The 24,899-nt window shown below is 68.0% G+C and carries 21 protein-coding genes and 1 tRNA gene; 10 read left to right on the top strand and 12 right to left on the bottom strand.

What is annotated here, in order from left to right; translation table 11 throughout:
* Positions 1-15 precede the first annotated feature (15 nt).
* Together NQ160_RS02620 and NQ160_RS02615 are read left to right on the top strand one after the other, a co-directional pair.
* Positions 16-780: a hypothetical protein gene (locus NQ160_RS02620; protein WP_257513685.1), complete on the top strand. Its 765-nt coding sequence runs from the start codon at positions 16-18 to the stop codon at positions 778-780.
* 34 nt (positions 781-814) lie between these two features.
* Entirely contained in the window at positions 815-1,006 is a 192-nt protein-coding gene (locus tag NQ160_RS02615) for a hypothetical protein (RefSeq protein ID WP_257513684.1), read from the top strand.
* A gap of 44 nt (positions 1,007-1,050) precedes the next feature.
* Here NQ160_RS02615 and NQ160_RS02610 read toward each other — a convergent pair whose 3' ends face one another.
* Positions 1,051-1,518: a VOC family protein gene (locus NQ160_RS02610; protein ID WP_257513683.1), complete on the bottom strand. Its 468-nt coding sequence runs from the start codon at positions 1,516-1,518 to the stop codon at positions 1,051-1,053.
* A gap of 100 nt (positions 1,519-1,618) precedes the next feature.
* Here NQ160_RS02610 and NQ160_RS02605 point away from each other — a divergent pair, with 100 nt between their 5' ends.
* Positions 1,619-2,623 (top strand): helix-turn-helix transcriptional regulator, encoded by a 1,005-nt coding sequence (locus tag NQ160_RS02605; protein WP_257513682.1) that lies wholly within the window; start codon positions 1,619-1,621, stop codon positions 2,621-2,623.
* Positions 2,624-2,677: 54 nt separating this feature from the next.
* Positions 2,678-3,436 (top strand): DUF3626 domain-containing protein, encoded by a 759-nt coding sequence (locus tag NQ160_RS02600; protein WP_257513681.1) that lies wholly within the window; start codon positions 2,678-2,680, stop codon positions 3,434-3,436.
* Here NQ160_RS02600 and NQ160_RS02595 read toward each other — a convergent pair.
* Positions 3,375-4,364: an MFS transporter gene (locus NQ160_RS02595; protein WP_257513680.1), complete on the bottom strand. Its 990-nt coding sequence runs from the start codon at positions 4,362-4,364 to the stop codon at positions 3,375-3,377. The genes NQ160_RS02600 and NQ160_RS02595 overlap by 62 nt on opposite strands.
* 667 nt (positions 4,365-5,031) lie before the next feature.
* Between NQ160_RS02595 and NQ160_RS02590 the strand changes: the two genes are divergently transcribed.
* The gene (locus tag NQ160_RS02590) at positions 5,032-5,715 is read left to right on the top strand and encodes a GIY-YIG nuclease family protein (RefSeq protein ID WP_257513679.1); all 684 of its coding nucleotides are present in this window, start codon (positions 5,032-5,034) and stop codon (positions 5,713-5,715) included.
* Positions 5,716-6,165: 450 nt separating this feature from the next.
* Here the strand turns inward: NQ160_RS02590 and NQ160_RS02585 are convergent.
* Positions 6,166-6,237, bottom strand: a tRNA-Arg gene (locus NQ160_RS02585).
* Between the two features lie 177 nt (positions 6,238-6,414).
* On the opposite strand from NQ160_RS02585, the gene NQ160_RS02580 reads away from it, so the two are divergent.
* Positions 6,415-6,696, top strand: coding sequence for an iron-sulfur cluster biosynthesis family protein (locus tag NQ160_RS02580; protein WP_257513678.1), 282 nt, complete (start codon positions 6,415-6,417; stop codon positions 6,694-6,696).
* Positions 6,697-6,768: 72 nt separating this feature from the next.
* On the opposite strand, the gene NQ160_RS02575 is transcribed toward NQ160_RS02580, so the two are convergent.
* A complete protein-coding gene (locus tag NQ160_RS02575; protein WP_257513677.1) occupies positions 6,769-6,948 on the bottom strand; it encodes an IS3 family transposase in 180 nt (59 codons plus the stop codon).
* The gene (locus tag NQ160_RS02570) at positions 6,948-7,247 is read right to left on the bottom strand and encodes a DDE-type integrase/transposase/recombinase (RefSeq protein ID WP_257513676.1); all 300 of its coding nucleotides are present in this window, start codon (positions 7,245-7,247) and stop codon (positions 6,948-6,950) included. Before NQ160_RS02570 ends, NQ160_RS02575 begins: the two co-directional genes overlap by 1 nt.
* 1,602 nt (positions 7,248-8,849) lie before the next feature.
* Here NQ160_RS02570 and NQ160_RS02565 point away from each other — a divergent pair.
* From NQ160_RS02565 to NQ160_RS02555, 3 genes are all read left to right on the top strand, one after another.
* Entirely contained in the window at positions 8,850-10,106 is a 1,257-nt protein-coding gene (locus NQ160_RS02565) for a DUF3883 domain-containing protein (RefSeq protein ID WP_257513675.1), read from the top strand.
* Positions 10,107-11,181: 1,075 nt separating this feature from the next.
* Complete coding sequence (locus NQ160_RS02560) at positions 11,182-12,798, top strand: N-6 DNA methylase (protein WP_257513674.1); 1,617 nt, start codon at positions 11,182-11,184, stop codon at positions 12,796-12,798.
* The gene (locus tag NQ160_RS02555) at positions 12,795-14,216 is read left to right on the top strand and encodes a hypothetical protein (protein WP_257513673.1); all 1,422 of its coding nucleotides are present in this window, start codon (positions 12,795-12,797) and stop codon (positions 14,214-14,216) included. Before NQ160_RS02560 ends, NQ160_RS02555 begins: the two co-directional genes overlap by 4 nt.
* Positions 14,217-14,242: 26 nt before the next feature.
* On the opposite strand, the gene NQ160_RS02550 is transcribed toward NQ160_RS02555, so the two are convergent.
* The 6 genes from NQ160_RS02550 to NQ160_RS02525 form a co-directional block, all read right to left on the bottom strand.
* Positions 14,243-17,737 carry an error-prone DNA polymerase gene (locus NQ160_RS02550; protein ID WP_257513672.1) on the bottom strand — a complete coding sequence of 1,165 codons (3,495 nt, stop codon included), beginning with the start codon at positions 17,735-17,737 and terminating at the stop codon, positions 14,243-14,245.
* Positions 17,738-17,767: 30 nt separating this feature from the next.
* Complete coding sequence (locus NQ160_RS02545) at positions 17,768-19,303, bottom strand: DNA polymerase Y family protein (RefSeq protein ID WP_257513671.1); 1,536 nt, start codon at positions 19,301-19,303, stop codon at positions 17,768-17,770.
* Positions 19,300-20,004, bottom strand: a complete 705-nt coding sequence (locus NQ160_RS02540) for a hypothetical protein (protein WP_374113620.1) — start codon at positions 20,002-20,004, stop codon at positions 19,300-19,302. The genes NQ160_RS02545 and NQ160_RS02540 overlap by 4 nt, the downstream gene beginning before the upstream one ends.
* 218 nt (positions 20,005-20,222) lie before the next feature.
* Positions 20,223-20,720, bottom strand: coding sequence for an HNH endonuclease (locus tag NQ160_RS02535; protein WP_257513670.1), 498 nt, complete (start codon positions 20,718-20,720; stop codon positions 20,223-20,225).
* Between the two features lie 313 nt (positions 20,721-21,033).
* Entirely contained in the window at positions 21,034-21,825 is a 792-nt protein-coding gene (locus NQ160_RS02530; protein ID WP_257513668.1) for a M23 family metallopeptidase, read from the bottom strand.
* 362 nt (positions 21,826-22,187) lie between these two features.
* Complete coding sequence (locus NQ160_RS02525; protein ID WP_257513667.1) at positions 22,188-22,889, bottom strand: metal-dependent transcriptional regulator; 702 nt, start codon at positions 22,887-22,889, stop codon at positions 22,188-22,190.
* Between the two features lie 108 nt (positions 22,890-22,997).
* Here NQ160_RS02525 and serC point away from each other — a divergent pair, with 108 nt between their 5' ends.
* Positions 22,998-24,110 carry a phosphoserine transaminase gene (serC, locus tag NQ160_RS02520; protein ID WP_257513666.1) on the top strand — a complete coding sequence of 371 codons (1,113 nt, stop codon included), beginning with the start codon at positions 22,998-23,000 and terminating at the stop codon, positions 24,108-24,110.
* 169 nt (positions 24,111-24,279) lie between these two features.
* Here the strand turns inward: serC and NQ160_RS02515 are convergent, their stop codons facing one another.
* A complete protein-coding gene (locus tag NQ160_RS02515) occupies positions 24,280-24,897 on the bottom strand; it encodes a DUF3027 domain-containing protein (protein ID WP_257513665.1) in 618 nt (205 codons plus the stop codon).
* Positions 24,898-24,899 lie beyond the last annotated feature (2 nt).

Genomic DNA, 24,899 nt, shown 5'->3' with positions numbered 1-24,899 from the left:
GAGAGGAAGTAGATCGTGTCCATCAACAGCACAACTCCGACTGCACCGCAGCGGAAGAACACACTCGTCATCAGTGCGGGTATCGCCACCGGAATGATCGCCGTCGTCGGCCTCAGCGGGTGCACGAGCCCCGGCCAGGCGCAGGATGCCGCCGGCATCGGGCTCGCCCTCACCGGCGAATCGACACTGCACGAGTTCGACTTTCCGGTGAGAAATGCGTTCGACGGTCCCCGAGAGATCAGGGACGTGCCCCTGCCGGATCCCCTGGCGGCGACGCCGAGCGCGGCGGTGTACGACCAGCGTCTGGAACCGTACCGGCTGACGAAGGAGGAGGCCATGGCGTTGTCGCCCATGCCCACCGCCACCGCTCACGACATCTCCCCCATGGATCCCTTCGACAGGGCGGTAGCCGCCGGCGCGCTGGCAAGTCATCTCGCGGCGGTCCTGCGGGAGGTCGACGCTGTCGAAGTGAACGACTCCGTGGACCCGTTCGGCTACACCGTCACCGTCGATGTCGCCGCCGACGTGCTCGCCGGGGTGCCGCTGCTGGTGACCTGGTCACTCAGCGGTGAGGATGTCAGCGCCCATTGGGATGCCAGTCGACTGGGAGCCCGGCTGCAGCCCACCACCGATGACGGCGCCAGCGTCGACATCTGGATCCCCAACCTCCGCGGCGATGGTGACTACACCCTCGATGTCGATGTCGTCCGCGCGGACGACGGTGTTGCTGTCACCGGCGCCAGCTTGCTCGTGGAAGCCGCCGACGCGTCGGCCGAATGAGCCGACGCGGCGACCCGGCATCGACCTCGTCCGATTGCCGCAGCCGCGCACGGTGGCGGATGCCGTGCGCGAGCGGTCGGCGGCGCCGGTGATCTACGCCGAGCTCCCCGACACGCAGCACAGCTTCGACCTGTTCGCGTCGGTGCGGGCACGGGCTGAGGCGAATGCCATCGAGGCGTTTCTCGGGCGGGTGCGGTCGCAGCGCGCTGCGGCCTCCGGACGCTGACGGCGGGGAGACACGCACACCGCACGCGCGCGCCTCCCGCAGCGTCAGCGACCGGTGTCTGAGGCGGCGACGTCGAGGATCCAGGTCACGCCGAAGCGGTCGGTGAGCATGCCGAAGCCGGGGCTCCAGGCCGACGCGGCGAGCGGCTCGATGATCGAGGCGCCGGCGGAGAGCGCGTCCCAGTAGCCCTGCACCTCGTCGAGCGCGTCGCCGCGCACCGAGACGAAGAACGGCTGGTCGGTGAGGGTCACGCCGTTCTCGCGCCGCGTCGTGCCGGCGTTCGCCGCCGGACCGCCGCCCTCCCCCGGGATGTCGTACGCCATGACCCGGAATCCGTTCTCGCTCTCGAGCTGCCCGAACACGACGTTCGCGGCACCGGGGGCCTCGGGCGGCATCCCGAAGTCGCCGTAGGTGGCGATGGAGAGGTCGCCGCCGAACACGGAGCGGTAGAACTCCAGGGCTGCGCGGGCGTCGCCGCGGAAGTTCAGGTGGGTGGTCGTGGTGATGCTCATGTCTGCTCCTGTAGGGATGTCGCCGGGTCCGTCCCGGCTGCGCCCACTCTCGCAGCAGTAGAGGACTGTTTCGGCCCTCCACTCCCCCTAGAGTCAAGGCGTGACGACGACAACCTCCCGGCTGCTGAAACTGCTGTCGCTGCTGCAGAGCAGACGCGACTGGCCCGGCGCCGTGCTCGCCGACCGGCTGCAGATCAGCCACCGCACCGTGCGGCGCGACATCGACCGGCTGCGCGAGATGGGCTATCGCATCGACGCGACCATGGGTCCCGACGGCGGATACCGACTGGATGCCGGCAGCGAGCTGCCGCCGCTGCTGTTCGACGACGACCAGGTCGTGGCGCTGGCCGTCGCCCTGCAGGCGGCGACCGTCGCCGGCGCCGGCATCGAAGAGGCCGCGCTGCGGGCGCTCACGACCGTGCGGCAGGTCATGCCGTCGCGAGTGCGCCAGCGACTGGATGCCATCGCCTTCACCACCTTGCCTCGCCCGGGCGACGGCCCCGCGGCATCCGTTTCGCCACAGGTGCTCATCGCGCTGTCGAGCGCCGTCCGCGCGCACGAGGTGCTGCGGTTCGACTACGCGAGCCCGGGCGGTTCCGGTGGTAAGGCGCCGGATGCCGAGCCGCCGCGTCCACGCCGGGTGGAGGCGCACCACCTTGTCGCGTCACAGGGCCGCTGGTACCTCGTCGCATGGGACCTGGACGTGGAGGACTGGCGCATCTTCCGCGCCGATCGCATCACGCCGCGCGCCCCGACGCGGCTGGCGTTCGCGCCGCGCGAGGTGCCGGGCGGCGATGCGGCGACATTCGTGGCGGCGCGGTTCAAAGGCTCGACGCAGGGTGACGCGTGGCCGTGCACGGGAACAGTCATCCTTCACCTGCCCGTCGACGCTGTACTGCCGTTCGCCGGCGACGGCGTCGTCGAAGCGCTGGGGCCGGACCGCTGCCGGTACACGGCGGGGTCGTGGTCCTGGATCGCTCTCGCAGCGTCGCTCGGCCGGTTCGATGCCGACATCGAGGTGGTCGAGCCGCCCGAGTTGGCGGAGGCGTTCGCGCGGCTGGCGGAACGGTATGCGGCGGCAGGCGGAACACCGCCGGTCACCTGACGCCTGTCCCCATCTGCCTGCGGCGCGCACACGGGCTCTTGCTAACCTCGCCCCGTGCCCACGCGAGTCCTCCTCCATTTCCATCCGGACTGGCCGTATCGCAGCACAACAGTTCTCGACGCCATGGTGTCGAGCGGTCGGTACCTCTCTCAGTTCGAGACCGGCACGTCCAACGGAGGTCTCACGGCTCATCCCGGCGGCGATCGCTGGCGGTGGGAAAGCCGCCTCTTCAACAGCCGTTACGACACGACACCCGCTGACGCTCGCCCGGTTTACGGCGCGGTCGACCTCGGAGACATGCACGGAGCCGCTCCGCGATTCGGCTCAGCGTTCCTCCGCCTCGGGCCCGAGGCGTCGGAACGAGCGACATTCTGTTACCCCGATTCGGTGTTCGAACCGGACAGGGTTGTGGACGCGGATGAGCTGCCAGCCCTCGTCGAGCGGATGCTGTCCGAAGATCTCGAGCCATTGGATCGCTATGTCGAGGCGCACGTCCACGGGGGCGTCACCTTCGCAAGGGATGTCGAAGCGATCGTTCTCGACCCCTGTTACCGAGGAACGGCGGTTCATGCGGCAGCAGCGCGCCTTTCCGAGGTCGACTTCCATCCCGGCTTCAGCGTCAAGACCGATGCGCTCGACCCCGGGTACCGAGGGCCGCGGTATGCAGCCCTCGCGGCATCCCTCGCAGATGAGTTGACTCCCGACGTCATCGGGGTCGCCGCCCGTTCACGACTTCACCCCGCGCAATCGCTCAAGAAGGTGTGGCACCTGCTCGCGCGGTATGGGCGGCGCGCGGACGACCGAGACAGCTAGCCGTCCGAAGACGATCAGGTAGGCACCCAGCGCTGCACCTACCGCGGCTCGGCATCCACCTCGCGAATGCCGACCGCGCTGCGATCGCCGGACGTGAGTTCGCCCCGCAGCGCGACCGCCGCGAGCAGGCAGCATCCCACGAACACCACCGCCCCCCGGCAACGGGAAGCGTCAGGTCGATCGCCCCGAGCATGCCGCCCAGCGCGGACCCGGCGGCCAGCCCCAGCAGGCCGAGCACGCGCGCGGCGCCGCCGACGCGTCCGAGCAGGGCGTCGGGCACGAGCCGCTGCCGCAGCGAGAGTGCGCAGATGCTCCAGACAACCGCGTGCAGGATGTACAGCGCCAAGAGCACGCCGGCGAGGATCGGATATGTCATGACGGCAAGACCGCCGAGGCTCAGCGCACCCAACAGCAGGCTGGCCACGATCGTCCACCGGTATCCCAGCCACGAGCGCAGCCGTGGCGCGAGGAACGAGCCGAGCAGCCCGCCGAGGGCAGAGAAGGCGAGCAGCAGTCCGTAGCCGATGCCGCTCAGCCCCAGCCGCTCCCCGGCGAACAGGACCAGGATCGAGAAGGGCAGCATGTAGCCGACGCTCGCGAGTGCTCCGATGAGCGCGAGGACGCCGACCACCCGGTGGCGCGCGAGCCAGGCGATCCCCTCTCGCGCCTCGGCATAGACCGAGCGCCGGGCGGGCGGCGCGTCAGCGTGCGGCCGCGGCGAGCGCCGGACGGGCAGCGCGAGGGCGACGAGCCCCGCGGCCGCCCAGAGCCCGCCCATCGCGAAGACGGGCGCGGCCGCCGCCAGCGCGAACAGGAAGCCACCGAGCGGACGACCGGCGAACTCATCGCAGATCAGCTGCGCGGCCGCAACGCGTCCGTTCGCGGAGTCGAGGCGTTTCCGCCGACGACGAGGTGGATGCGGCGCCACCGCCAGTCCGGGAAGGCATGGAGATCCGCGAGATTACTGACCCACGCACTCGAGACAGCCGGAGGCTGCGCGCCTCGCAGCGCCGGGTCGAGGAACGACCGGATCACGTCCGAGTCGTGGCTGTTGCAGGCATCGAGGTAGTCCGCGTACCGCTCGCGCAGTTCCCACGACGGGAGTACCTCGCCGCCGCCTGACTATCGTCGCTACCTTCCAAGGTGCGCCCGTCAGCTCTTGCCCCTACCCGCTAATGGCTCGCCTGTACATCGCGAATAACCCCAAGGGGTCGCCACACTCCGTGCGTGCGCGGCCGACGGCCTCACTTGTTGCGCCGTGTTCTCGCTCCACCGCGCTATGCACAGACTTCTTACGTCTCGTCGCCCACGTGTAGTAAACAGAGCGAGTGAGTCAATGGCAGCCTTCAGACCAGCGGAATCCCGTACCCAATGCTGACGGGTCCGCCGAAACCCGCAGCGCGGAGGGGTCGTCCGTTAGCGACGGTCACCGCCCAGCGTCGCCACAGCTGCCGCAAGAGATAGAGAGTGCTTCGAGTACAGAGGACGCTCCGCTCGCGCCGCTAGAGGAGATCAGACAGCTTCTTTATGAGGACCAGTCGCGGTTGGGGGATGTATATCGCCTTCATGTCGACGCGCAGCTTAGCCCCCAGGAAGTGGCCGACCGGCTGAACATCGAAACGTCGAATTTTGTCTACAGTTACCGGGCCTACATCGAAGCAATTCTTAACGGAAAAATCTCCACCGGGGTCCAGCTTCGCCGCCAGACTGCAAGTGCGCTGAGGTCACTCATCAAACGGAATAGGTCCGCACTGAGTGCTGAGGCTCTAAGGATACTGAATACGCATTTGGCACTCGCCGAACAAGCAACGACGTCGGACGCAGAATCAGACGAAGCGACAACCGAAGCTGAGCAAGACGAAGAAACGCGCGTGGTAACTGGCGCGCTTGATGGGAAGCCTGGCATCTACGCGTTCTCGTATGGCTGGTACCTCGAAAATCCTGTTGACGCCAAGGCCAACACTTTGATCAAGATTGGGAAGTCCGACAACGTCGGTGAGCGCATTCGCCAACACCGAGTCGGAGCCCGGGCTCATATCCCTGAGCCGCTTGTCGTCGTAAGGGTTTATGGGGTCGGAGGGCGCGATCTGGATCAGACCGAAAAAGACTTCCACCGCCTGCTGAGTACCGCGGGGCACGACAATCCGCGACGAGTTGTCGCTCAGCGCAGCGAGGTGGGTAAGGAGTGGTTCCTAACGAACGAAGCCTTCCTCGACGCGATAGCAAGCGCCCTCGGACTGCGCACTGAGTACATCGGGCGCTCCGAATTCATCGAGTAGGAAACAGGTAAGAAGACCCCCGTCTGCCGAGTCAACCGATCGGGCAAGGCAGCAGCGCTAGAGCGTCCCGACGAGGGTGTCACCCAACAACTCTTCATAGGGCCTGCTCGGCGCTGAGGTGCTTGCATCATCGCAAAGGCGTCAGCTAAGCCGCGGCCGCAGCGCTCCCACCACGTCGTGCGCTCGTACTCCGCTCCCCTGACCCAGAGGGCCGCCAAGATCCCGCACGGAGGGGGATCTCACACGACTTCGTGATCAACACGCGAGCGTCGGGCAAAACACCCCCATCGGGTGACGCAACCAGACGGCACGGGAAGGCGTCGGTGAGGAGCATGCATCTGGGATCGCCCCGACTCGACGCCCTAATGCCATTAACGGGCCGATTCGATGCTTGGGGACCGGAACGAAGTTTCAGGCAAGAAGATCCCCGATCAGATCATCAAAACAGGGTGCCCCTGGAGGGACTCGAACCCCCAACCGTTTGCTTAGGACGCAACTGCTCTTCCATTGAGCTACAGAGGCTGGCTGATCGATTCTAGCCGCGACCAGCCCCGCGCTCCGGCCCGCGCGACCGCGACCGCGCCCGTCGGAACCTCCTTATCCGGTGGGAGTCCGGCGCGAAGGTGCGTCGTGGGTTGCGTCCACGGCCCGTTCTCGGAATCGTGGCCGTCTTCGCCGCAATCCACGGAAGGGAGCACCATGCTCACACTCACCGAGAACGCCACCAGCGCCGTCAAGACGCTCACGTCGCAGATCCCGACGGAGGAGGGCGGGCTGCGCATCCGCGGTGCGGACCAGGCCGAGGCCGGCTTCGAGCTCTCGCTCGTGTCGTCGCCCGAGCCCGAGGATGCCGTCATCGAGACCGACGGCGCCCGCGTCTTCGTCGAGCAGGCGGCTGCGCTGCCACTGGACGACCGGGTTCTCGACGCCCGGATCGGCGACGACGGCTCACTCAGCTTCGCCCTCGGCGTGCGCGCCTGACGCGCAGCACGAGACACGACGGGCCCCGGGTTGTGAACTGGTCCCCGTTTGGTGGACTGGCCGGGTAGGAGCCTACGCCGCGAGGGCCTGGGTCCGGTATTGCACCGGGGTCAGGCCCTTGAGCGTTTCTGAGGTGCGGTGGTTGTTGTACCAGTGCACATAGTCGGTGATCCCGGATTTGAGAGCGTCGATGCTGATGAAAGTCGTGTGGTGGAAGGCTTCCTCTTTGAGGTGCCCGAAGAAGTTCTCCATCACCGCGTTGTCGTAGCAGTTCCCTTTCGGGACATCGACTGGACCGCGCCGGCGTCGGCGAGCAGGCGCCGCCACGACAGATGCTGGTATTGGAACCCTTGGTCCGAGTGCACGACCGGGGTCTGTTCCGGTTCCAAGGTCGCGAGCGCGTCGCGCAGCGAGCTGTTCGTCAGCGACAGGTTCGGTGAGCGGCCCATCGAGCGCGCGATGATCTGCCGGTCGAACAGGACCATGATCGGCGAGAGATAGAGCTTGTCCATCCCGACACGGAACTCCGTCAACGAGCGCTCCTCTGCCACGCATCTGCCAACGCTGATGCAGGCGCTTCACCGGCCACCGCGACACGCCCATCAACGTCGCGACGGACCAGCAACCCAAGCCCTGCTCGAACGACGTTACCGCGAGCTCGCGCTGCGCCTCAGACAACGAACTATGACTATCCAAACCACTGCTCCCCGGGAGTCAGAACTGCTTTCTCAGTCCAACTCTCGGGGAGCAGTTCATCCCGGATCGGGGCCCTCTGTCCCCCACCACGCACGCGGCGCGAGCGCGACCGAAACGCGCGCGCGGCGCCACCGTGTTTAGACCCAGCCATTCGCCCAACTCGTCGCTCTCGAGGAGCGCCTCCGCGTTCCCACACCGGAGAAGTGCGCCGGGACGCGTTTTACCGGCTCGGGCGCATCGATGTGAGCAGGCATTCACATACTGTCCTTCCTGCTAGCGCCGTGCCCGCCGGTCGCTGTCTGTTGGATGACGATCAGATTGGCCGGCCGGACGAGTCCCGCGAACTTGAGCAAGCCCCACTGTGGGAGCCGAAGTCGGGCTGATTCGTGCATCTCAACCAGCAGACGGCGATGAGGGGTGCGCCCCTCCTCGGAGGCCGTCGCGATACAGACGCCCCGACCGGACCCGGGGTGGTGTCGGAGCGCAACACCCCACCGGTCACTCCGGAGGACTTACGGGTTCAGCCGCCGGCTCGTCCAGCGTCCCGAGATAGGGGAAGTGATCGCGGGCGTTGCGGAACGCGTTCGGACTCTTCCGCTCACCGCCACAACACAGTCACGCCCTCCTCCCGCGAGGGGGAATCCAGCCGGCGAATCACTATTGGACGAGAGGAGGCGAACCTATGGCACACCGCATGGGAAGGCCATTGCGCCGATGACCACCCCGCTCGCTGCCTAACCCTCCGTGGGTGTTTCGGTCGCACTCACTCGCCTGATGGATGCGCGTACGCGGGGGCGCATCTGAAAGCGCACGTGCGGCATCCCTGCCTCGCTTGCTCTCGACCTCCTGTGGAGCAGGCCAGGCTCCCGCGTCGCGCCCACCGCAGGCCGGCGTAGTCGGTGAACCGCACACGGTCCGTGGCTTCGCTGTATTCGGCAGTGGGACCCGGAGAATCGAATGCCTCGGTTCGGGAATGGCCGTTGGCCCAGACCGGCAGGGTCTCGCAAGACTCGACGATTCGACCGGCATGCTCCGCGGACAACTCCACGTCAAAGACAAGACCGACTCGTGTTCTGGATGCTGAAGTCGCCGCGGCGGGTTGGCGTCCGTGGGGCGGAGATCGAGTGCGCCGTGGATGTGCTGGGCCCGCCGTACGCGACCATTCGCGGCGTCGGAGTGATAGGCGTCCCTGACTGACTTCGCCGGTGGAAACGGTCGCGCAGGCGATGACACTAACGCTCGGAGCGTCATTGGGGGTCTTCCGTCCCCCTGAACGGTAATGTGCGAGTGGTGCTCGCCGGTGAACAATCACGCCCGGGCCGCTCGGTTTCTGATCGCCGGATGTCGGCGTGGGGATCCGGCGCCGGAGTGAAAAGGCGGCACAACACCTCACGTGGACTCGCAGGATCCGGCGCGATTTGTCGCGACCGGTTTCTAGGCTGATCGGAGCCTTGTAAATGGCAATCCCAATTACCGCCGTTGTACGCCCCAGCAAGGAAGCTCTGGCGGAGGCGATAGCCAATCACCTCAACCTGGAGGTGCCGACGGTATCGGCCGGCGGGTCGGTATCGAGCCTCTTCCTTGACGAAATCCACGGCTCGCTTTTCGGCGGTCCCTCAGGGGGCGCTGACACGTATCGGATGACCGATCGCCTACTGTCGCGGCTCGGACTCGTCTACGACCCCTGGTGGGATACAAGCGAGTCTCGCGCGACAGGAGGCGGCACCGTCACGACCCGTGCGTACTCCCGGATCCTGTCCGCGGTCACGGGTGTCCCGAGATGCTTCATCGTGAATTGGCCAGCGATACCAGACGATGAGCAAGCGATTACGCTTCCGTTCTTTAAGCAGGCCGACCTCAATCCCTTTGCCGAGGCCGGACCGGGATCGATGGTGCTCTTTGGTGAGGTGTCGCCGGGTGACCTCGTTTCCGCGTACGCCTGGGCGGAGGTCACTGACATGTCACCAGGTTGGCGCACCGCCCCGTGGTCCGCGACGGTAGGCCCGCGTGTCAGCCTGGACGCAACCATCGGGGTCACGGTCGAGGACCTCCGACCAGGGCCGTTGCGACTCACGGAAATCACCTGGGCCGGATTTCAGACCGTTGTCCGTGCGGGGACCTTTCATGGCGGGAGCGTGCCGCTGCCCCCCAGCGACGGGGGTGCGCGGAAGATCGCAGAGCGTATCGAGCGCGATTACCCCGCCGAGTCAATCCCCATCGGGGTTGCGAAGGTTCCCGCCCCGGAGCCCGCCCTGGCCAACGTGGCCCCCCTCGATCTGCCGGTCTACGAAGAGACTGAGGTGGGAGGCAACGCAGCCGTAACGACGAACGACTCCTTGCCGCAGCAGGGTGAAGTCGATCAGACTGCCCGCCGCCTAGCTGAGATCCGAGGGATCAAGTACGCCATCCGATCTTTGACCGCCGACGGCTGGGTCTTGGAGAGGGACTGCCAACAGGATGGCGTTGGCTACGACCTGCTCTTCAAGCGAGAAGACCGACTGCTCAAGGTGGAGGTCAAGGGAATCCAAGGGCCGGCTCTGATCTTTAACCTGACTCCGAAGGAGTGGTGGAGAGCGACAACGGACCCGGACTGGATTCTTGTCGCTGTCACCGGTGTCCTATCGCCGCTCGAGCCAAAGGTGAATGTGGTGACCAGGCAACAGATCGCCTCCTCTCGGCGAATGGCGCTCGGTTACCGGACCTGGATCGACTAGCCGGGTCCCGGCCCACACGCCAGTCGTCTCTCGGCGTATCAACGGTTCTGGATCCAGCCGCTCTCAAGCGTCTTCCGTTAGCGAGTTCGACCGTCACCCAATAGCCCGACCTGCCGTCGGTGGAGCTGTCGGCGACCAACTGTTCGTAGAACTCCAGGCTAGATTGCGGCTCCAATCGATACGGCATCATCTCGTCGCCCTCGTCTCGGCCCATCAGCACTTCTGTCGAGCGGCACGACGTTGGCGTGACTTCCTCATAGAGCAAGACCTCCATGACCGTCACAGCAGAGCGGCCTCTGTTGCGAATCGCAACGTTGATCCACTGGGTCTGGTCGCTTTGTGGATCGCGAGCGATTCGAGCGTCACCCGCGCGCCTTAATGCCGCCAAGTCCAGACATTCCAGACGAGCGCCGCTACCCCCGCGATAGCCGCGACGATGGAGATGATGAACGCCGGAAGTGCGAGCGGGTCTGAGAGTGGAACGGTGGCGAGGAATCCCTGCCGACAGTACCGCCAGCGCGATTAAGACGGTCGCTGAGGTGGTCCAAGGCTGAACACAGCGGGCGCACGCCCGCGAGAGCACCGGCAGTGTCCGCGCCCCCTGCGAGAATGTAAGAATGATGGACTGCAGATACAGGCTCGAAGAGCCATGGTGCGGGGCCTGTTGCAGACCGCATGTCGCGCTGCGCCTACGCCCAGAAACGCAGGACTGCCGCGTCCGCGAAGCACCGCAGGGCCTCATCGACGACCTTCGCAAGCCGCCAACGATTCAAACGATCGTCGTGTCCGCCGGATCCACGCTCCCGAGCCAGCCGCTCGCACTAGCAGACCCGGACGTCGGCGTTTTCGCTGACCAATCCATCCCAGGGATCGACTTGGGAGTTGTGAGACGTGCTGGGCCCTCTCGGACACGCTCCTACGGCCGGAAGTCGCTCGTTCGGTGGCCGCTTCGCCGGGATCCTCGACGGATCTCAGCGTTGCGTCTCGCGTTGAGGACGTCGCTGGCATGACATCGCCACAAACCTTGCTTCACACCCCGCGGGTAATGGGCGGATCGGACGGGGACAGCAGTCGAATGGACACTGTTGTCAGCGCGCGAGAAGACGATGAAATCGCCTCCGCGTTCTCCGGAGGGGCATCAACATCGAGCCGCCGCATCGCAGAAGCTATCCGCGTCCTGTCGGTCCGAACCGGCGGAAACGAGCGGACTGGGTGGCTGGCGGCCGTGTCTCGACTCGTTGCCGACATGAGGCCCGACATCGCAGACGCGCTGGTCGCGTACCTTGGAACCCCGCCCAGAGATACGTCCAACCCACTCGTCGGTTTGACGATCGGGGAGATCGGCATCGTCTACGAGGCTCTGCTCGCCATTGGCGACCACAGCAGCCGGCGATCACGAGGGCAGTACTTCACGCCCGATGACGTCGCCCGGTTCATGGCACACCAAGCGCGCCGTTTTCCAGCCGGACATTGGATCGACCCCTGTTGCGGCGTCGGCAACCTCGCGTGGCATCTCGCGAGCTCGATGGACGACTCCGCGACCTTCGTGATGGAAAGCCTGACCCTCGTGGACCTCGACGGCACGGCCCTAAAGACTGCTGTCGCGCTCATATCGGCGAGTTTCGCGCCACATGCTTCGACGGAGACACTGGCACGGCTCGCCCAGCGATCCAGGACCCAGGATTACCTCACCGAAAGCCAGCCGCCACACGACTTCGCGATCTTGAATCCCCCCTACGCGGGCACAAGCCGGGACGAACGGTTCAGAACTGCGGATGCGCGTGACCTCTACGCCTACTTCCTCGAGCGCGCCATCACTTCCTCGACGGGCTTCATCTCGATCACGCCAGCCGCTCACCTCACCGGAATCAAGTATTCCGAGCTGCGCGCCCTGCTAAGCGAGAAGAGTGGCGGGGAGGTGCTTGTTTTCGACAATGTGCCAGACACCGTGTTCCGCGGCTACAAATACGGGTCTACCAACACGTCGAAGACCAACTTCGTGAGGGCCGCGATTACAGTCTCTGCGCCTGGTGACCGTGACTGGCGCATCACCCCTATTCTTCGATGGGCTTCTGCCTCACGTTCTCGGCTATGGCAGAGCGCAAGAAAAGACTTGCTGCCTCTTCGTATCGGCCCTGCTGGCGAGTGGGCGAAGCTTATGCGCGGGACCGAAGGCGTCTGGGAACATCTCGCTACTGCGGAGAGGACCCTTGCCGATATAGTCTCGCGAACTCCGACGCCGTTCAGACTCAGCGTCGCCGCGACTCCTCGCTACTACGTCTCCGCATCTCGCCGCGACCTCGACCGCACATCTAAGCACAGTCTCTACTTTCGAAACCAACAGGACGAAGAACTCGCGTATCTTCTACTCAACAGCTCACTGCCCTATTGGTGGTGGCGGACATTGGAAGGCGGCATCACCCTTTCGCTGCGCAACCTTCGTTCACTTCCGATCCCCCCTGACTTGGTCCCGAACGAGGAGCTGGTTTCTCGACTTGACGCCTCGGATACAGTTGACATGGTCACAAAGCTGAACGCAGGACGGCTTAATGAGAATGTCCGGCGCCCACGCGACCTCGTCACCGAGATAGACCATCATGTCTTGCCCAATCTGAAATTCGATTTCTCGCGCACCTTCGCCTCGGACATGTTCACAGGCGAGTTCGACCTCGACGAATTTGGAAGCCATTGATCGAAGACAACCGCTCAGACACCTTCATCCCCGCCCAGACGGTTGCTGAGGCAGCGTCGCGAATCGGCGCGATCACGGGCGCGAGGGTAGAAGCCACGAGGGGGGAGAAGCGAGCGCTCCTGGCGCTCCGAGACGCATTGGGCATCGATGTTGCCGCGGTTCGAACGAACGCCGTTCTCGGAGAATCTCTCGCAGAGGCGTTGGGAGTGCAGTGGGACAGACCCGCATACGTATCGCGTAACACTCTGACAATCGACGGAGTAAACGCCATCCTCCGCGCCGCAACTGCATCGTTCCGCAGCGGTGCGTTGAGCAGGAGCACCGACACAACCACCTTCGGGCTCACAGGAGATCGCTGGGCAGCGTTCCGGCCGGCGCGCACGAAGATCGAGGCCGTAAACCGGATCTCGGCACTAACGAATAGTGGGCCGGAGTGGCTGGGACCGGGCAGCAAAGAACACAAACGAGTCCTCGTCAATCTAGCGGCGAGCGTTCTGCCAGGAGTTGATACGCGCCGGCTCACCAAGACGGGTCTGGGAGCGAAGCTCGCAGCAGCGTTCAACGTTCCGTGGGGGGACGGCGCTATTTCGACCGGCGAGACAATTCGCCTCGAGGGCCTCAACGCGCTGCTCGCAGGCGCCGAAGAGCACTTCGGCGTTCTCGGCACTGATCTGGCTCACTCCTTTCAAACGCCCGAGTCAGAGGGTTCTCTCTTGGCAGCAGCTCTGAAGGACGGCCTGCCGGCGGGCATTTGGGACGGGCGTAGTTGTGTTGAATGGATGACGAAAGAGCGACTTCGGGGCGCTAACGACTCAGAGTGGCAGGGTTTCTTCTTCGAGGGATACGCAAGGCAGGTCCTCGCCAAACTTCCCCCTGCCACGTCCGCTCCGCGAGTGAAGTATGGACAGACGGTTTTCGACTTTTCACTGAACTACGTCTGGGACCTGAAGGCGCACACCGAGACGTACTCGAAGACCACCGGGCAGCCATCCTCGGGCAGAGTGATCCTCAACGATGAGGAAGCAGTTCGTGCCTGTGTCGACGAACAGGGTCTGGGGTTTCTTGTTCTGAGTGGGAGAGCGATCCCCGACACAGATGGTGAATTCCGTGCATGGCAGAATGCGAGAAAGGGAAAGCCCTCAGCGCCGAGCAATAGTGGAAAATCTCGTGTCAGGAAGGCACAGTTTGTTCCACTCAGGATCGAGTCTTACTGGATCGGTAACTCGCAGGAGCTTGACGCAGCGCTCCTCTCTGGGGTGGTCCGCCCTTGGAAGCAACCTCGTCAGGCACCCCGCCTGTCGGGGGAGTCTGGTGCAGAGCGTCGCACAAAGATGGAGATGACGTTGGCGCGAGCACGGACGGAACTCCGGGTGAGCGCGTTCGACTACGAGCCCGCAACGCGCGTCGCTCAGGTGTAGCACGCACCCGAGCCTGAATATGCCGTTCACCGGAAGTCCCGCGACCGGTGCGTCACCCCCACCCGCAGATCTTCGAAGGCATCCGCCACCAGGTTCGTCACGCCCTCCGGCGAGCGCTCCAGCAGCCCGCGCGCGATGAGCGCGGGTGAATCGCGTAGCACCCGGCGATAGCGATTCCACACCCCCACCGAGCAGACCACGTTCACCAGGCCGTGCTCGTCCTCGAGGTTGAGGAACGTCACCCCGGATGCCGTCGCCGGCCGCTGACGGTGCGTCACCAGGCCCGCCACCTCCACCCGGCGGCCGGTCTCGTGCGTGCGCAGCTCGCCCGAGGTGAGCACCCCGCGGGCATCGAGCTTCGCCCGGTAGTGGGCCAGCGGGTGGTCGTCGGTCGAAATGCCGGTGGCCCACAGATCCGCGGCGAGCACCTCGTAGCTGGTGGGGTCGGAGAACAGCGGCGGCTGCACCGACACCAGGGTGCCGGGGAGGAACTCGGCCCGGTCCTGCGCCGCCGACCCGGCGAGCCAGATCGCCTCGCGGCGACTGAGCCCGAAGCATCCGAACACGCCGGCGGTGGCGAGCGCCTCGAGCTGCGCGGCGGTCGCGCCGGTGCGCCGCACCAGGTCGCGCAGGTCGCGATACTCCCCCGACGCCTCGCGCTCGGCCACGATGCGCTGGGCGAGCGGCTGGCCAATGCCTTTGACGGCCGCGAGGCCGAGGCGGACGGCGAAGGCGCCGTCGCGGCGGTGGGCGGCGGACTCGTCGGGGGCGGTGGGGTTGAACTCGGGGACGGGGGGTTGCTTGCGGTCGGTGCAGGCATCCCGCCCCGTCGGCCCCCTCCCGAAGACAGGCGGACTACCGAAGGCAGGACGGTTGCGCCCGGAAACGTCCTGTTCCGGTGATTCCACCTGTGTCGGCGACGACGGCGACCCCGCCGCGATCCCCGCCTCCCCCACCGGCTCCAACACGGCCTCCACCCCCGACAGGTGGAGGTCGGGGCGGAGGACCTCGACGCCGTGGCGGCGGGCATCGGCGGTGAGGGTCGCCGGCGAGTAGAAGCCCATCGGCTGCGCGCGCAGCAGTCCGGCGAGGAACGCCGCCGGGTAGTGCAGCTTCAGCCACGAGCTGGCGTACACCAGCAGCGCGAACGACAGGGAATGGCTCTCGGCGAACCCGAAGTTCGCGAACGCCTGGATCTTGGCGTAAATGTCGTCGGCGAGGTCCCCGGTGATGCCGTTCTCGGCCATGCCGGCGTACAGCTTCTTCTTCAGCGAATCGATCCGCTCGATGCCGCGCTTGGAGCCCATCGCGCGGCGGAGGACATCGGCATCCGCCCCGCTCAGCCCGCCCACGGCCATGCCCATCTGCATGAGCTGCTCCTGGAACACAGGAATACCGAGGGTCCGCTCCAGCACCGGCTTCAGCTTGGGGTGCGGGTAGGTCACGGGCTCGTGCCCGAGCTTGCGCCGCACATACGGGTGCACCGCCCCGCCCTGGATGGGACCGGGCCGGATCAGCGCGATCTCGATCACGAGGTCGTAGAACCTGCGCGGCTGCAGGCGGGGCAAGAGGCCCATCTGCGCGCGCGATTCCACCTGGAACACCCCGATCGAATCGGCCCGGCACAGCATGTCGTAGACGCCCTGCTCCTCTTTGGGCAGGGTAGACAGCTCCCACCGCTCCCCCGTGGCATCCGCGATGAGGTCGAAGCTGTACTGCAGGGCGGCGAGGATGCCGAGCCCCAGCAGGTCGAACTTCACCAGCCCCATCCACGCCGCGTCGTCCTTGTCCCACTGGATGACCGTGCGGTTCTCCATGCGCGCGTGCTCGATCGGCACCACTTCGCCCACGGGCCGGTCGGTCAGCACCATGCCGCCCGAGTGGATGCCGAGATGGCGCGGGGCCTTCAGCAGCTCGGTCGCATACTGCAGCACCCGGTCGGGGATGTCGTGCATCTCGGCGGCGGCATCGGCTTCGGGCAGCGGCCCCCAGTGCTCCACCTGCTTCGACCAGGCATCCTGCTGCCCCGGCGAGTGCCCGAGCGCCTTCGCCATGTCGCGCACGGCGTTCTTCGGCCGGTACTGGATGACGTTGGCCACCTGCGCCGCCCGCTCGCGCCCGTAGGTCGCGTAGACCCACTGGATGATCTCCTCGCGGCGATCGCTGTCGAAGTCGACGTCGATGTCGGGCTCTTCATCGCGCAACGCCGAGAGGAACCGCTCGAACGGCAGGTCGTAGGCGATGGAATCCACCGCCGTGATGTCCAGCAGGTAGCAGACCGCGCTGTTGGCGGCAGAGCCCCTCCCCTGGCACAGGATGCCGCGGCGGCGCGCCTCTTGCACGATGCCGTGGACAATGAGGAAGTACCCGGGAAAGTCCTTCTGCTCGATGACCCCGAGCTCCTTCTCGATGCGCGCCCGGTCGGCGTCGGTCGCGTCGGGGTATTTGCGGGGCACGGCTTCCCACACCAGGTGCCGCAGCCACGTCATGGTGGTGTGCCCCTCGGGGACGGGGAGCTTCGGCAGCGCGGGCTTGGCGCGCCGCAGCGGAAAGGCCAGCTCGTCGGCCAGCGCGACGGTGCGGGCGATGGCGCCGGGGTACCGGGCGAAGCGCTGCGCCATCTCGCGGCCCGAGCGCAGGTGCGCGCCGGCACCTGCGGGGAGCCATCCGTCGAGCTCGTCGAGGCTGCGGTTGGCGCGCACGGCCGCGACGGCGGCGGCGAGGTCCGCCCGCTCGGGGGCGGCGTAGTGCACGTTGTTGCTGGCCAGCACCGGGAGTCCGCGATCGGCGGCGAGGGATGCCAGCACGTCGTTGTCGCGGGAATCCGTCGGGGCGCCGTGGTCGATCAGCTCGACGTTGACGGCATCGGGGCCGAAGACGTCGACCAGCAGGTCGAGTTCGCGGGCGGCGCCGGCGGGTCCCTCGGCGGCGAGCGCGGCGCGGACGGCGCCCTTGCGGCATCCGGTCAGCACCGCCCAGTGGCCGTCGGCGCGGGCGGCGAGGTCGTGCAGGTCGTAGACGGGGCGGCCTTTCTCGCCGCCTGCCAGCTGCGCGTGGGTGAGGGCGGCGGCGAGGCGGTGGTAGCCCTCCTCGCCGCGGGCGAGCACGAGCAGGTGCCGCCCGTGCGGATCGGGCTCGCCGTTCTGCGGGCCTGGCAGCCCCAGCGACAGCTCGGCACCGAACACCGTCTTGACGCTGCGGGCTTCGGCGGCCTCGGCGAACCGCACGATGCCGTAGAAGCCGTCGTGGTCGGTGACCGCCAGGGCGTGCAGGCCCAGGCGCTCGGCCTCTTCGACGAGTTCCTCTGGGGAGGAGGCGCCGTCGAGGAACGAGAACGAGCTGTGGGCGTGCAGCTCGGCGTACGGCACGACGTCGTCGGGGCGGGCGATGGGCGGCGGCGTGTACGGCCCGCGCTTGCGGGACCAGGCGGGGCTGTCGCCGCCGTCGGCCCCGGCGGGCTTGCGGCCGCTGAGCAGCCGCTCCATCTCGGACCACGACACCGAGGGGTTGTTGAAGCCCATCAGCGGGGGTCCGTCGTCTTCGGGCGGGGGTCAGTCATAGCGGCCCTCCGCCGACCAGTCGCCGGCCTCGCACACCAGCAGCCACGCCGACTGCTCGGCATCCACCACCTGGAACCGGTGGGCGCGCCGCGCGCGGGCGGCATCCCACCCCCGCTCGCGCACCGGCCACGGACCCGCCCACGCGTCGATGCGGCGGCGGCGCCCGCTCTCGACCAGCACCGCCGGCGGCGCCGTCAGCGCGTCACGGTCGCCGACGGCCACCGCGTCGCCGTCGGCGTCGACCACCGTCACCGGCCGCGGCGGGTCGAACACCGTCGACGGCAGCGGGTCGGGCAGGCTCCCGGGCCACGGCCGCTCGCGAGGCCGCGGCACCACGGGGCGGTCGCCCCACGGCACGAGCACCTGCCGCTCGCTCAGCCACCGCCCCCCGCCGACGACCGGGGTCACCACCCCGCGATGCCCGAGCATCGCCTGCACCCGCGACAGGGCATGGTGCACGCGCTCGTCGGGGCCGCCGCCGAAGAGGGAGCGCACGTGGTGGGCGGCGGCATCCACCGTCTCGGGAGCGATGCGCACCCGCGTGACGGCGCTGCGCAGCCCCGCCTCGCCCAACTGCCAGCGCACCCGGTCGACCACCTCAGCGGCGGTGAACGCGCCGGGATGCAGCCACACCCGCTCGCTGTTCTCGGCCCGGTCGCCGGTGATCTGCACCCGCAGCTCGGTGCACACGAGGTCGAGGGCGCCGAGCGCGCCGATGAACTCCTCGGCGGCGACGCGCATGGCGAAGGCGACCTGGTCGGCGATCTCGAGCGGCGGCTCGAACGCCACCTCGCGGTCGAGATCCGGCGGCGGAGTGCGCGGCAGCACGGGACGGGAGTCGCGCCCCGCGGCGAGGGAGTGCAGGCGGATGCCGCGCTCCCCCAGCCGCTCGCCGACGCGCTCGGCGGGGAGGGCCGCGAACTGCCCGAGGCTCTGCACACCCAGGCGCCCCAGCAGATCGACGACGTCGGGCTCGTCGAGCACGGTGATGGGCAAGGGCGCGAGGAAGGCGGCGGACTCCCCCGCTGGCACGATGCGCACCGGCGCCTCGGCGAGGGTGCGGCGGGCGGCCTGCTCCGCGGTGAAGGGGCCGTCGGCGATGGCGATGCGGACATCGGTGTCGCCCATCGCGTCGCGCAGGGTGTGGGCGGCGCGCTCCTCGCCGCCGTAATAGCGAGCCGGCCCCCGGGCGCGCAGCGCACACAGCCCCGCCCGCATCAGCTGCACCCCGGGGGCGAGCTCCTCGATGCGGGCGATGAGCGGGGCGAACACCCGCTGGTCGCGGGTGGGGTCGGCGTCGGCGATCGTCAGCTGCGGGCACCTCGCCTGCGCGTCACGGCGCCGCTGCCCCCGCCGCACCCCCTCGGCGCGGGCGGCGGCGGAACAGGCGACCACCGCCCCCTTGTCGAGCACGGCGACGGGCGCGGCGGCATCCACCCCCGCCTCACGGGCGAGGGCGACGACGGGCCAGTCCGGCAGCCACAGCACGAGGGTGCGGGGCACGGGGGCATCGGGTGCGGTGCTCATCCCGCCGCCCGGATCGGAAGCGGCATCGGTGCCGAGCGCGGCACCGGAGTGGATGCCGCGGCAACCTGCCCCGACGACGCCGGCAGCTGCACGCGCGCGCGGCGCGGCACCGGGGTGCGGCGGCTGCTGACGGTGACGGTCAGCTCCCGGGCGGCGAGGTAGCCGTAGCCGTCGCCGACCCCCGACCACACCGGGTCGCTGACGTCGATCATCGCCTCGGTCTGCGGCCAGGTGCCCTGCACCAGCAGCACCGCGCCGCGCTCGCGCAGGCGGGCGGCCAGCCGCGAGATGTCGGCATCCCGCGCACGCGAGGGCGGGCGTACCGCCACCACCGGCAGCACCTCGGCGACGGCGGATGTGACCGCCAGCCACCGGGTGCCGGGCTCGGGGATCAGCACCAGCTTGTCGAGGGCGACCCCCACGCGCTCGGCCGCCTCGGCGCCGAACTCCGGCATGCCGACCACCCCGCACCAGGAGCCGGCCTGCGAGGGCGGGGCCAGCAGCGCCGAGAGCAGCGTGAGCGACGAGCCGAGCGAATACGCCGACCCCGGCCGCAGGCCGCGCCCCGGGAGCAGTCCCGCGAGCGCCGGGTCGGCCGGCAGCACGGGGGCATCCATCCGCCGCCCCTGCACACGCTCGAGCTGGGCGCGCAGACGCTGCACGTCTTCTGCCGCAGCCTGGTTCCGCACGATCGACCTCACCAACACAGACTAGAACGGATGTTCTAGATCATCAACGTCACGATCGAAGATACGCTCGGGTTCCGACATCGCCTCGCTGGCCGCCCCGCGCACGAGAAACCACTTTTCGGAGGAGAAACACCGCAGTGCGTGGTGTCTCGGTGGGGCGGATGCCGCAACGCCCCGGATGCCGCAACACCCCGGCCCCGCAACCGCCGGAACCCGCGACCCCGCACCCGCTACGCGGCCAGCGCCAGGTACGGCTCCCACCGCGGGTCGGCACGCTCGGTGCCGCGCACGGTCCACTGTGCGCCGCGCGGGGCGCGGGGCACGAGGCGCAACTCCCACCCGATCTCCTGCGGAGTGCGGTCGCCCTTGGTGTTGTTGCAGCGCACGCACGCGGCCACGAGGTTCTCCCACGAGTCGGCACCCCCGCGCGAGCGCGGCAGCACGTGGTCGATGGTCGTCGCGGTCTTGCCGCAGTATCCGCAGCGGTGCGCGTCGCGGCGCAGCACGCCGCGGCGGGTCACCGGCACCGCGCGGGCCCCCGGTACCCGCACGTAGCGGGTCAACAGGATGACGGCGGGGCGGTCATACGCCCCGCTCGCGGCCCAGACCGGGTCACCCTCGACGCGTTCGACGATGGTGGCCTTGTCGTTCATCACGAGCACCAGTGCCCGCTTGAAGGAGACCACGGCGAGCGGCTCGTAGCCGGCGTTCAGCACCAGTGTGCGCACAATCGATGTCCTCTCGAATGGCCGGGACGGATTCTCGGATATTCGACTCACGTGACGATCGATCGGCGGCGGGCACGAAAAAGGGCATGAAAAAAGGCGCTGTCTTCACAGACAGCGCCTGGGGCGCGGCGGCAGAGCCGCAGCATCCGCTCTCATGATGCCGAAGGGCGAACAGCCCGAGCACATCCGTGGTTCGGATGCGTCGCGTGCCGCCCATCGGCTTCCCTCCGCCTTCTCTCAGCGTCGGGATCAGGCTAACCCACCCACACCCCACCGGCGCCGGAGCGCGGATTCGAACGGTGTGCGCGTGTCGTCAGCCGGCGTTGGACTGCAGCCACGCCAGGGGGTCGATGTACGAGCCGTTGACCTGCACCTCGAAGTGCAGGTGCGGGGCCGTCGCGTACCCGGTCTGGCCGACCTGTCCGATCAGCTGTCCGGCCTCCACGGTCTGGCCGGCCGAGACGACGCGGGTGCCGTAGGACATGTGGGCGTAGGTGGTGCTGACCTTCTGGCCGCCGACGACCGAGTCGATCATCACGACGGCGCCGTAGCTGCCGCCGCCGTCGGTCGAGGTGCGGACGACACCGGATGCCGCGGCGAAGATCGGCGTGCCGGTCCCCGTCATCATGTCGAATCCCTTGTGCCCGGCGTATCCGCCGAAGAGGTTGTAGCTCTGGTAGTTGAACGAGGCGACCGGCCAACGCACTTCACCCGATCCCGCTGCCGTCATCGACAGGTCGACGGACGCGACCGATCCGGTGCGGCGGGCGGTGGTGGCGGCAGCCGCGGTCGCGGCGGCGCGGGCGGCGGCGGCCTCGGCAGCGGCCTCTTCGGCCTTCTTCTTCTCGATCTCCTCGGGCGTCGTCGCCGAGTAGCTGTAGCGATCGAGGGCCTCGGGCGTCGCCTCGGAGGCGACGACGAGGGACTGCGCGTTGTCGGCGGCCGCCTGGTGCAGCGTCACCGCTTCGGCCTGGTCGACCGGACGCGTGGTCGCGGCGTAGGCGGGCAGCGCGACAGTGGCGATGAGTCCGACGACCATGGCGACGATCGCAAAGCTGCGAGCGGGCTTCGCCTTCTCGCGACGGGCGAGCGGCGAGGCGGGCACCGTCGCCGCAGAACGGCGGCGAACCAGCCGCGAAGCTGTCAGCGTGGAACCGAGGCGCGTCCGGCGCGTCGCCCCCGTGGGAGCGATCTCAGCGTCATCACGAGACAGATCAAGGTTTTCGGTCAAATCACCCTCCGGCGCCTCGGCGCCGGGTGGACGCTGGCTCGTCGGCAATCGGTGTCGGGGCACAGATTTGCGGGGTTTCCCTCGGGGACGACGAGCCGCAGAGGCGATCCCCGTGGTATCCGTTGGCGTGCTTCTCGCCGTTGGACCCTTCCGACGCTACCTCAAGATAACGAACATGTCACGCTCTGGTGCACAGGTGCACGAACCTACCTGCTGGGGAGGCGTCGCCGCGCCGCTCAACTGCGGTCGTCGACGAGGAAGATGTGCGAGGCCACCTCGACCGGAAGCTCGAGCGCCTCGTCGTTGCCGTCCATCTGCACGAGCACGTATCCCTCGTTGAACCGGAAGTCCCCCACTCCCCCCGGAACGACCCCGGCCAGCCGCAGCTGCATCAGCAGCTCGGGGTCGACCTGCGCCGGTTCGGCCAGGCGCCGCACGGTGCCGCGAATGGGCGCGTCGACGGCGTTGAGGCGTCGAACGAGTCCCACCACGCCCTTGTCGAAGGTCGTGGCCGGCACGTCGCCCAGCTGGTCGAGACCGGGGATCGGGTTGCCGTACGGCGACTCGGTGGGGTGGCCGAGCAGCTCGATGAGGCGCCGCTCCACCTGCTCGCTCATCACGTGCTCCCAGCGGCAGGCCTCTTCGTGCACGTACGCCCAGTCGAGGCCAATGACGTCGCTGAGCAGCCTCTCCGCAAGGCGGTGCTTGCGCATGACGTCGACGGCCTTCTGCCGGCCGGCATCCGTCAGCTCCAGCCGCCGGTCCTCCGAGACGACGACGAGACCGTCGCGCTCCATGCGTCCGACTGTCTGCGACACGGTGGGTCCGGAGTGCCCGAGCCGCTCCGAAATACGTGCCCGCAGGGGGATGATGTCCTCCTCCTCCAGCTCCAGGATGGTGCGGAGGTACATCTCGGTCGTGTCGATCAGATCGGTCATCAAAGCCTCGATGTCAGGAGCGGTGGCAGCCCTTCCAGCCTATCGCCTGGCCGTCATACGGCTCCGGTGCGGCCGGGATGCCGTTGGCTACAGCCCTAGAATCGGCACATGGCCCACGTGACGCTGCCCCGAGAGATCCTGCCCGTCGACGGTCGCTTCGGATGCGGCCCCTCGAAGGTGCGCGCCGACCAGATCGCAGCGCTCGTCGGCCCAGGGCTGGCGCTTCTCGGAACCTCCCACCGGCAGGCACCGGTGAAGAGCCTCGTCGGCAGCGTCCGCGCCAACCTCGGCGAGGTGTTCCGTCTCCCCGACGGCTACGAGGTCATCATGGGCAACGGCGGCTCGACCGCCTTCTGGGATGCCGCCGCCTTCGGCCTCATCGAGAACCGCAGCCAGAACCTCGTCTTCGGCGAGTTCGGCGGCAAGTTCGCCGCCGCGGCCACCACCCCGTGGCTGCAGGCGCCCGACGTGCGCAAGGCCGAGCCCGGCACCCGGGCCGTCGCCGAGCCGCTCGAGGGCGTCGACGTCTACGCCTGGCCACACAACGAGACCTCCACCGGCGTCATGGCGCCCGTGCAGCGCGTGCGCGGCGATGCCGGCGCGCTCACCGTGATCGATGCCACCAGCGCCGCCGGCGGCATCGACTGCTCGGTCAGCCAGGCCGACGTCTACTACTTCGCTCCGCAGAAGAACCTCGGATCCGACGGCGGCCTGTGGTTCGCGTTCGTCTCCCCCGCCGCGATCGAGCGCATCGAGCGCATCGCGGCATCCGGCCGGTACATCCCCGAGTTCCTGAGCCTGAAGAACGCCCTGGACAACTCGCGCCTGAACCAGACGCTCAACACCCCCGCGCTGACGACGCTGTACCTGCTCGACAACCAGCTGGACTGGATCATCGGCAACGGCGGCCTGCAGTGGGCCGACGCCCGCACGCGCGAGTCGTCGACGGTGCTCTACGAATGGGCCGAGGCGACGTCGTACACGACGCCCTTCGTCGCCGACCCGGCCGACCGCTCGCAGGTCGTCGTCACGATCGACTTCGACGACTCGGTGGATGCCGCAGAGGTCGCCAAGGTCCTGCGCGCCAACGGCATCGTCGACACCGAGCCCTACCGCAAGCTCGGGCGCAACCAGCTGCGCGTGGCGACGTTCGTCTCGATCGAGCCCGCCGACGTGCGCCAGCTCACCCGCTGCATCGAGATGGTCGTCGACAACCTCTGAACCGAGGGAACGCCGTCGAGCACGCGCCGGATCTCGGGCCCGCGCGCGTCGCGGGGGCGGCCCCCCCCCCGGCGCCTGCCGGGCTTCGGTCGTCGCGAACGTCCCCAACGGCCCCGCCGACGGGGTCCTTTGCGACGACCGAGTCCCCGGCGCGGCCGGAGCCAGGGCTTCAGCTGACGTCGTCGTCCTCGTCGTCGTCCGAGTCGTCGTCGTCCGAGTCCTCGTCGTCGTCGTCCTCGTCGTCGTCGTCTTCGTCGTCTTCGTCGACAACCACGCTCTCGTCGAGCTCGTCGATGTCCACCCCGTCGAGGTCGCCGCCGTGCAGAATCGCCGAGCCGTCCTCGTCGAAGTCCGCGGCATCCAGGTCGTCGAGGTCGTCGACGTCGTCGTCCTCATCGGCGTCGCGTTCGTCGGCATCCGCGTCGGGCAGCTCGCCCGCTTCGAGGGCCGCCGCCGCCGCAGCCGCCTGCGCGGCCTGGTAGTCGGCCAGACGCACCGCCCACGGCACCCACTCGGGGGCCAGCAGCGCACCGTCGCCGGGAAGCAGCTCCACCTCGAGCACGGTCGGATCGGAGCCTTCGACCACGGCGATGCTCACGGTCCAGAACCAGCCGGGGTATCCCGGCATGCGGTTGTTGAAGCGCAGCGAGACGACTCCGCCGTCTTCGACCGTGTAGCCGGCGGCGTCGCCGATCGTGGCATCCGGCGTCACTTCGCGCAGGGCCGCGCGGGCGAGGTCGTGCGCGTGGAGCAGCCGCTCGTCGGCAGGCTCAGGCTTCGAAGTCATCG

The sequence above is a fragment of the Microbacterium sp. zg.Y909 genome, assembly GCF_024626565.1.
Note: the sequence above shows the minus strand (reverse complement) of the source record. Positions and strands in the feature narration are given on the sequence as shown.

Bases quoted from the DNA above. Each gene is read 5' to 3' on its own strand.
- NQ160_RS02515 (WP_257513665.1), bottom strand. From the start codon at position 24,897: ATGACTTCGAAGCCTGAGCCTGCCGACGAGCGGCTGCTCCACGCGCAC.
- NQ160_RS02580 (WP_257513678.1), top strand. From the start codon at position 6,415: ATGCTCACACTCACCGAGAACGCCACCAGCGCCGTCAAGACGCTCACG.
- NQ160_RS02565 (WP_257513675.1), top strand. From the start codon at position 8,850: ATGGCAATCCCAATTACCGCCGTTGTACGCCCCAGCAAGGAAGCTCTG.
- NQ160_RS02560 (WP_257513674.1), top strand. From the start codon at position 11,182: ATGGACACTGTTGTCAGCGCGCGAGAAGACGATGAAATCGCCTCCGCG.
- NQ160_RS02610 (WP_257513683.1), bottom strand. From the start codon at position 1,518: ATGAGCATCACCACGACCACCCACCTGAACTTCCGCGGCGACGCCCGC.
- serC (WP_257513666.1), top strand. From the start codon at position 22,998: ATGGCCCACGTGACGCTGCCCCGAGAGATCCTGCCCGTCGACGGTCGC.
- NQ160_RS02545 (WP_257513671.1), bottom strand. From the start codon at position 19,303: ATGAGCACCGCACCCGATGCCCCCGTGCCCCGCACCCTCGTGCTGTGG.
- NQ160_RS02550 (WP_257513672.1), bottom strand. From the start codon at position 17,737: ATGGGCTTCAACAACCCCTCGGTGTCGTGGTCCGAGATGGAGCGGCTG.
- NQ160_RS02525 (WP_257513667.1), bottom strand. From the start codon at position 22,889: ATGACCGATCTGATCGACACGACCGAGATGTACCTCCGCACCATCCTG.
- NQ160_RS02575 (WP_257513677.1), bottom strand. From the start codon at position 6,948: ATGGAGAACTTCTTCGGGCACCTCAAAGAGGAAGCCTTCCACCACACG.